This window comes from Ruegeria sp. CJ9 (assembly GCF_056536625.1).
Genome location: NZ_JBQFPY010000002.1, coordinates 534213 through 541055, shown reverse-complemented (window position 1 = coordinate 541055; position 6843 = coordinate 534213). Strand labels below are relative to the sequence as shown.

6 protein-coding genes are annotated in these 6843 nt (G+C 56.1%); 2 read left to right on the top strand and 4 right to left on the bottom strand.

Annotation, left to right across the window (positions count from 1 at the left end):
• Nucleotides 1-727: hypothetical protein (locus ACR0AJ_RS08155; RefSeq protein WP_480740550.1), on the top strand; the 727-nt coding region annotated here is incomplete at its 5' end.
• A gap of 137 nt (nt 728-864) precedes the next feature.
• Here the strand turns inward: ACR0AJ_RS08155 and ACR0AJ_RS08150 are convergent.
• The 4 genes from ACR0AJ_RS08150 to recA form a co-directional block, all read right to left on the bottom strand.
• Entirely contained in the window at nt 865-1488 is a 624-nt protein-coding gene (locus ACR0AJ_RS08150; RefSeq protein WP_480740549.1) for a transglutaminase-like cysteine peptidase, read from the bottom strand.
• Between the two features lie 357 nt (nt 1489-1845).
• Nucleotides 1846-2133 carry a DUF1330 domain-containing protein gene (locus ACR0AJ_RS08145; protein WP_170348761.1) on the bottom strand — a complete coding sequence of 96 codons (288 nt, stop codon included), beginning with the start codon at nt 2131-2133 and terminating at the stop codon, nt 1846-1848.
• 1 nt (nt 2134) lies between these two features.
• Nucleotides 2135-4807: an alanine--tRNA ligase gene (gene alaS / locus ACR0AJ_RS08140; RefSeq protein WP_480740547.1), complete on the bottom strand. Its 2673-nt coding sequence runs from the start codon at nt 4805-4807 to the stop codon at nt 2135-2137.
• 180 nt (nt 4808-4987) lie between these two features.
• Nucleotides 4988-6055, bottom strand: coding sequence for a recombinase RecA (gene recA / locus ACR0AJ_RS08135; protein WP_170348763.1), 1068 nt, complete (start codon nt 6053-6055; stop codon nt 4988-4990).
• 192 nt (nt 6056-6247) lie between these two features.
• Between recA and ACR0AJ_RS08130 the strand changes: the two genes are divergently transcribed.
• A complete protein-coding gene (locus ACR0AJ_RS08130) occupies nt 6248-6841 on the top strand; it encodes a sulfotransferase family 2 domain-containing protein (protein WP_170348764.1) in 594 nt (197 codons plus the stop codon).
• Nucleotides 6842-6843 lie beyond the last annotated feature (2 nt).

Sequence of the window (6843 nt, the reverse complement as noted above, 5' to 3'; positions counted from 1 at the left end):
CAATTCCGGCAACGGCAACGGCGGCAACAATGGCGGCGGTGGCAATTCCGGCAACGGCAACGGCGGCAACAATGGCGGCGGTGGCAATTCCGGCAACGGCAACGGCGGCAATAATGGCGGCGGTGGCAATTCCGGCAACGGCAACGGCGGCAATAATGGCGGCGGTGGTAATTCCGGTAACGGCAACGGCGGCAATAATGGCGGCGGTGGTAATTCCGGAAACGGCAACGGCGGCAACAATGGCGGCGGTGGCAATTCCGGTAACGGCAACGGCGGCAATAACGGCGACGGTGGCAATTCCGGCAATGGCAACGGCGGAAATAATGGTGGCCCGGGCAATGGGAACGGGAACGCCGGAAACAGCGGTAATGGCGGCGGCAACAACGGTGGTTCAGGACCGGGCACCGGTAATGGCGGCAGCAATAATGGCCAAGGCGGCGGTAGCGGCAATGGCGGTGGCGGTTCCGGGAACGGCGGCAGCAATGGCGGCGGCACCGATGGCGGCAGTGGCAACGGCGGTAATAACGGTGGCCCGGGCAATGGGAACGGGAACGCCGGAAACAGCGGTAATGGCGGCGGCAACAACGGTGGTTCAGGACCGGGCACTGGCAATGGCGGCAGCAACAACGGACAAGGTGGCGGCGGCGGCGGCAACGGTAATGGCGGCAGCACAGGCGGCGCTTCTGGTGGAAACGCTGGCGGCCCCGGCAGTGGTGGAACGTTTTAACCGAACAGCTGCATCTGACTTGCGTCCTTAGATTCGGATTTGAATGGTCAGACCAAGCTAAAACCTATGGAATGCACAAAGGGCGACCTCAGGGCCGCCCTTTTTTCCCTCCAGCCTGAGGGGAAATGGAAAAAGTCTTAGCTACGACCGTAAACGCCGACCCAACCGCTGGGTTTCCTGGGGTTTTGCATGCGAAGGAACAGATATTGCGTGGCGGCCCACGGTTTGATCTGATTGGTTAGGTTATCCAAAACCAAATCCCCGGCTGCCGAGCGATAGACAAGCACGGCATGTGAATTGCGCTTTGCATCTAACACAGTCGCGATCAGCAATTTACTGGGATCAACCCCGGCCCGAATTAAATCGCGTTTCTTAAGCAGTGCAAAATCTTCGCAATCTCCACCACGAGAGGTCGGCAAGGCCCATCTTTCCGCGGTCCGATATTGCGACCGATCTGTCACCGCGCGTGTCGTAGCATTCACTTGACGATTTACGTGCTGAATAATCTGCATCTCTTTCTGGCTGGACATGGATACAGTTGCTTTGGTCGAACACGCCCATCTGTATTGACGGCACAATTGCCGAGCGCCTGACGGCGGCGGCGACACGGCTGCAATCTGGATAAAGCGTCCCTCGGTTGCTTGTGCATCGGTGCCAACACCCAAAGTTCCTAACGCCAATACGGATACAGCAACCAGTCGACCAATTGATGAGATCAACCGTGCAGATACATCTCTGAGTTCATTGCTCAACAGCTTCATGCCTGTTCCTCGACCATTATTCATCCTCCCAATTGCGGACAAACAGGACCGTAGATCGTTTAGCTTAACTATCAGTAGACGGGGCCGTTTGCGCAATCTGAGGTGAAGTTGCAAGGAAAAAGAGGCGGAAATTCGTTCCGCATTTTGACCATTTCAGGCAAGAATTGTGAGGGCTCGGCCACAATCCAAAAGTTACGCAAGGTTAACTTAGCGCAAGTTATTGAAGACAAATAACTGTAATATATAGAAATATTGCGATGTTAAAAAAGCCAGACGACTCATCAAGTTGCCTGGCTTATCCATTGGCTAAATTCCGCTTACACAACCAGAAGTTGGCCAATCTTTGGCGGTCGAGCTTTATTCAGTGGTCTCGACAATCAACAATTCACGTTCACTAGCCCCGCGTGCATGGTCCAGCGCCTGTTGATATTCGGGTGAATTGTAGCATTCCACTGCGGCCTCGACCGAGGGGAAACGGGCAACAACATTGCGTGGGCGCTCTTTCCCTTCAAGCTGCACATACCGTCCAGCACGTGCGATGAACGAGCCCCCGTGCTTGGCAAGCGCCGGTCCTGCCAGTTCAGCATATTTGCCATAGGCCTCGTTGTCTGTCACGGTCACGTGGGCAATCCAAAGTGCCGGCATCCTATCCTCCCAAAACTTGTTCTGCGGCTTTGATTGCCGCTTCTGAATTTGACGCATCCCGGCCACCGCCCTGCGCCATGTCCGGACGTCCACCGCCACCCTTGCCGCCCAATTCAACCACTGCGGCCCGGACCAAATCAACAGCTGAAACCTTGTCGGTCAGGTCCGATGTTACACCGGCAGCCACGGCAGCCTTGCCACCGGCATCCGCAATCAACAGCACCGCGCCCGAGCCCAGACGGTTTTTGAGTTCGTCAATCAATGCAGGTAGATCCTTGCCGGAAACTCCGCTCAGCGCCTGCGCCAGGAAAGGCACACCGTTCACTTCGCGCGTCTCGGCTCCGCCGCCCTGCCCTGCACCACCGGCCATCGCCAGATCACGGCGCAACTGAGCAACCTCGTTTTGCAAGGCTTTGCGCTCATCCAGCAGAGACTTGACACGGGTGACCACATCATCTGGCTGCGCTTTCAATTCCGAAGCGATCTGACCCAGCCGCTGATCTTGCGCGGACAGATGCCGGAATGCCTCATCCCCAGTCAGCGCCTCGATCCGGCGCACACCGGCACTGCTGGCACTGTCACCCAGTACAACAAACGTGCCGATATCACCGGTCTGACGCACATGCGTGCCGCCACACAGTTCGATAGACCATGTATCACCGTCATGACCCTTGCCTGTCTGAGCTTTGCCCATCGACACAACCCGGACTTCGTCACCGTACTTCTCACCAAACAGCGCCTGCGCACCCAGTTCGCGCGCATCGTCGGGCGTCATGATTCGGGTTTCAACGGTCGAGTTCTGGCGAATGAATTCATTCACCTCACGTTCAATCTTTTGAATCTCATCAGGGCTAAGCGCCTTGGAATGGCTGAAATCGAAACGCAGCCGATCTGATGCATTCAGCGAACCGCGTTGTGCCACGTGATCACCCAGCGTTTCGCGGAGCGCCTCGTGCAGCAAGTGCGTGGCCGAATGGTTGGCCCGGATCGCTGTTCGACGGGCATGATCAACCTCAAGCTCAACAGCATCGCCCTTAGACAAAGTACCCTGACTTACCGTGACCCGATGCGCATAAACCTTACCTTCTGCAAACTTGCGCGTGTCTTCGACCTGCGCCACGTCTTGCAGGTTCTCAAGACGCCGAATTTCCCCGGTGTCCCCAACCTGACCACCAGCTTCGCCATAGAAAGGCGTCTGGTTCACGACAACCCATCCCGAGCCGCCCTTTTCAATCTTGTCGACCAAAGCGCCATCAACCACCAGAGCTGCCACCTGCCCTTCGGCTTTTTCGGTGTCGTAACCCAGAAAATCGGTGGCGCCCGCTGCATCCAGAACGTCAAACCAAACGGCCTGATCCGCTGACTCACCGGACCCGGCCCAAGCGGCGCGGGCCTTGGCTTTTTGCTCGGCCATGGCCGCATCGAACCCGTCCGTATCCACAGTCCGGCCTTTTTCACGCAATGCATCTTGCGTTAAATCCAGTGGGAAACCGTAAGTGTCATACAGCTTGAACGCCGCTTCACCAGACAATGCACTGCCTTCAGGCAGGCCAGAGACCTCATCATCCAACAGCTTAAGACCGCGATCCAGCGTCTGTTTAAAGCGGGTTTCTTCCAGCAGCAGCGTCTCTTCGATCAGAGCTTGCGCCTGACCAAGCTCGGTATATTGCGCGCCCATCAGTTGCACCAGCGCGGGCACCAACCGGTGCATGACCGGGTCTTTCGCGCCCAGCAAATGCGCGTGACGCATGGCGCGGCGCATGATCCGCCGCAGAACGTAGCCTCGTCCGTCATTCGACGGCATCACACCATCTGCGATCAGGAATGACGTCGAACGCAGGTGATCTGCAATCACCCGGTGATGCACGTTCTGATCACCATAAGGATCAACACCCGTGGCGTCCGCCGACGCCTCGATCAGGGTTTTGAACAGGTCCGTGTCATAGTTGTCATGGCTTCCTTGCAGCAGCGCCCCAATTCGCTCCAGCCCCATGCCGGTGTCGATCGACTGCATGTCGAGTTCGACCATCGAGCCGTCTTCGAACTGCTCGTTCTGCATGAAAACGATGTTCCAGATTTCAATGAACCGGTCGCCGTCTTCCTCGGCCGATCCGGGAGGGCCACCCCAGATGTGATCGCCATGATCATAGAAAATCTCGGTACACGGACCGCACGGACCGGTGGGGCCCATCTGCCAGAAGTTGTCATTGGTGGCGATACGGATGATCCGGTCTTCTGGCACACCAACCTTCTTCCAGGTTTCAAACGCCTCATCATCGGTGTGATAGACAGTGGTCAGCAGGCGGTTCTTGTCGACACCGAATTCCTTAGTGATCAACTCCCAGGCAAACGGGATTGCCTCGGGTTTGAAATAATCACCGAACGAGAAATTCCCCAGCATTTCAAAGAACGTGTGGTGCCGTGCGGTATAGCCCACATTGTCCAGATCGTTGTGCTTGCCGCCCGCGCGCACACATTTCTGAGCGGTGGTCGCACGCTGGTAGTCGCGGGTTTCCACACCGGTAAACAGGTTTTTGAACTGCACCATCCCCGAGTTCACGAACATCAAGGTTGGGTCGTTGCGCGGGACCAGAGGGCTGGACGGCACCACTTCGTGCCCCTGTTTGTCAAAGTAGTTCAGAAAGGTTGATCGGATATCATTCAGCGTGGGCATAAGGCTCTCTCGGCGCGCAATCATATTGTGTCAAAACGGGTTTATCCCTGTCCCTGCGGATAGTCCACAGCGTTGGACTCGCAGAACGAAACAAGGCGACCCCGATGGACCGCCTTGTTTCGGATTTTCTAAGCACTGGCTGTGTGACGCGGAATTTTTTCCGTTCCCGTCAGCGAGCGTTTATGCCTCGAGGATATCATCATCCTCAGTCGCGCCGGGCGGCATTTCGAAATCCAGACCGTGTGCTGCGCGAATCTTGTCTTCAATCTCAAGCGCGGCGCGGCTGTTATCGCGCAGGTATTGCTTGGCATTCTCTCGCCCCTGCCCGATCCGTTCGTCGCCATAGCTGAACCACGAGCCCGATTTTTCGACCACGCCGGCCTTGACGCCCAGATCCAGCAGTTCGCCCATCTTGCTGATGCCTTCGCCATACATGATGTCGAATTCCACCTGCTTGAATGGCGGCGCCACCTTGTTCTTGACCACTTTGACGCGGGTCTGGTTGCCCACAACCTCATCGCGATCCTTGATTGCACCGATGCGGCGGATGTCCAGGCGGACCGAGCTGTAGAATTTTAGCGCGTTACCACCGGTCGTGGTTTCCGGGCTGCCGAACATCACGCCGATTTTCATCCGAATCTGGTTGATGAAGATTACCATGCAGTTCGAGCGGCTGATCGAACCGGTCAGTTTGCGCATCGCCTGGCTCATCAAACGGGCCTGAACGCCGACATTGCTGTCGCCCATGTCGCCTTCCAACTCGGATTTCGGCGTCAAAGCCGCAACAGAGTCGACGACAACCATGTTCACCGCACCCGAGCGCACCAACGTATCGGTAATCTCTAGCGCCTGTTCGCCGGTGTCGGGCTGTGAGATCAGCAACTCATCCAGGTCGACGCCCAGCTTTCGCGCATATTGTGGGTCCAGCGCATGTTCCGCGTCAACAAAGGCGCAAACACCACCACGCTTTTGCTGTTCGGCAATGCAGTGCAACGTCAGCGTCGTCTTACCAGAGCTTTCTGGCCCGTAAATTTCAACGATCCGACCCATCGGTAGGCCGCCAATCCCCAGAGCAATATCCAGACCCAGAGAGCCGGTCGAGCTGGCCTCGATGTCCTGCTTGGAATCCTCGCCCAGCTTCATGATCGAGCCCTTGCCGAACTGGCGTTCGATCTGGGCCAGCGCGCTGTCGAGCGCCTTTTGCTTGTCTGCGTTTTTCTTGTCGCTCATCGTCAGAAGATCCGCCATTGTCCTGTCGCCTTCCCTTTTGTCACACCCTTGAACGGGCGGCAATCGCTGCTTTGTTCGCCTCTTGTTCCTTATGGGACCAAAAAGAGAACATTTCAACTAAAACTTACAATACTTACTGTTGGGCAATTGTGTTAAAGAGTCGTTTACGCCAATCTGCACCCGTAACAAAGATCGGCAAAAGGCAAATAAATGCTTGTTTTCTATAAGGAACGCCTTGCGTTTCTGGCTGTTCCAAAGACCGGCAGCACGGCCTATCACTCAGCCCTGCGCGAGCGCGCCGATTTTGTCGTAACCGGTCCACCGGATCTGAAACACGCTCCTGTACGGCGCTATGACCGCTTTTTTCAGAACATTTTTCGGAAAATGTACGACACCGAAATGGAGATCATGGCCGTCGTACGCGAACCGATCGACTGGCTGGGCAGTTGGTACCGTTTCCGCAGCCGCGATGGCCGGGTCGGGCATCCACATTCAACTCGTGACATATCCTTTGACGATTTTGTGCAGGCCTATATGAAATCTCCGCGCCCCGATTTCGCGGATGTCGGCAGCCAAAGTCAGTTTTTCCGCACCCGAAGCAACGGTTTTGGTGCAAGCCATGTCTTCAAATACGAAAATCAGGATAAGATTTTAAACTTCCTTCAGGATCGTCTGAACATGCAGATTAACCTGCAGCAGGAAAATGTCTCACCCCGACGTGAGCTTGCCCTGTCACCTGAAACCGAGCGAAAATTTCGAAAACGCCACGACGCCGAGTTCATATGCCACGACGCTGCACTTTGATT

What these genes read in the sequence shown, in the direction of transcription:
- recA (WP_170348763.1), bottom strand. Translation starts at nt 6,055, where the DNA reads ATGGCGGATCTTCTGACGATGAGCGACAAGAAAAACGCAGACAAGCAA.
- alaS (WP_480740547.1), bottom strand. Translation starts at nt 4,807, where the DNA reads ATGCCCACGCTGAATGATATCCGATCAACCTTTCTGAACTACTTTGAC.
- ACR0AJ_RS08130 (WP_170348764.1), top strand. Translation starts at nt 6,248, where the DNA reads ATGCTTGTTTTCTATAAGGAACGCCTTGCGTTTCTGGCTGTTCCAAAG.
- ACR0AJ_RS08145 (WP_170348761.1), bottom strand. Translation starts at nt 2,133, where the DNA reads ATGCCGGCACTTTGGATTGCCCACGTGACCGTGACAGACAACGAGGCC.
- ACR0AJ_RS08150 (WP_480740549.1), bottom strand. Translation starts at nt 1,488, where the DNA reads ATGAAGCTGTTGAGCAATGAACTCAGAGATGTATCTGCACGGTTGATC.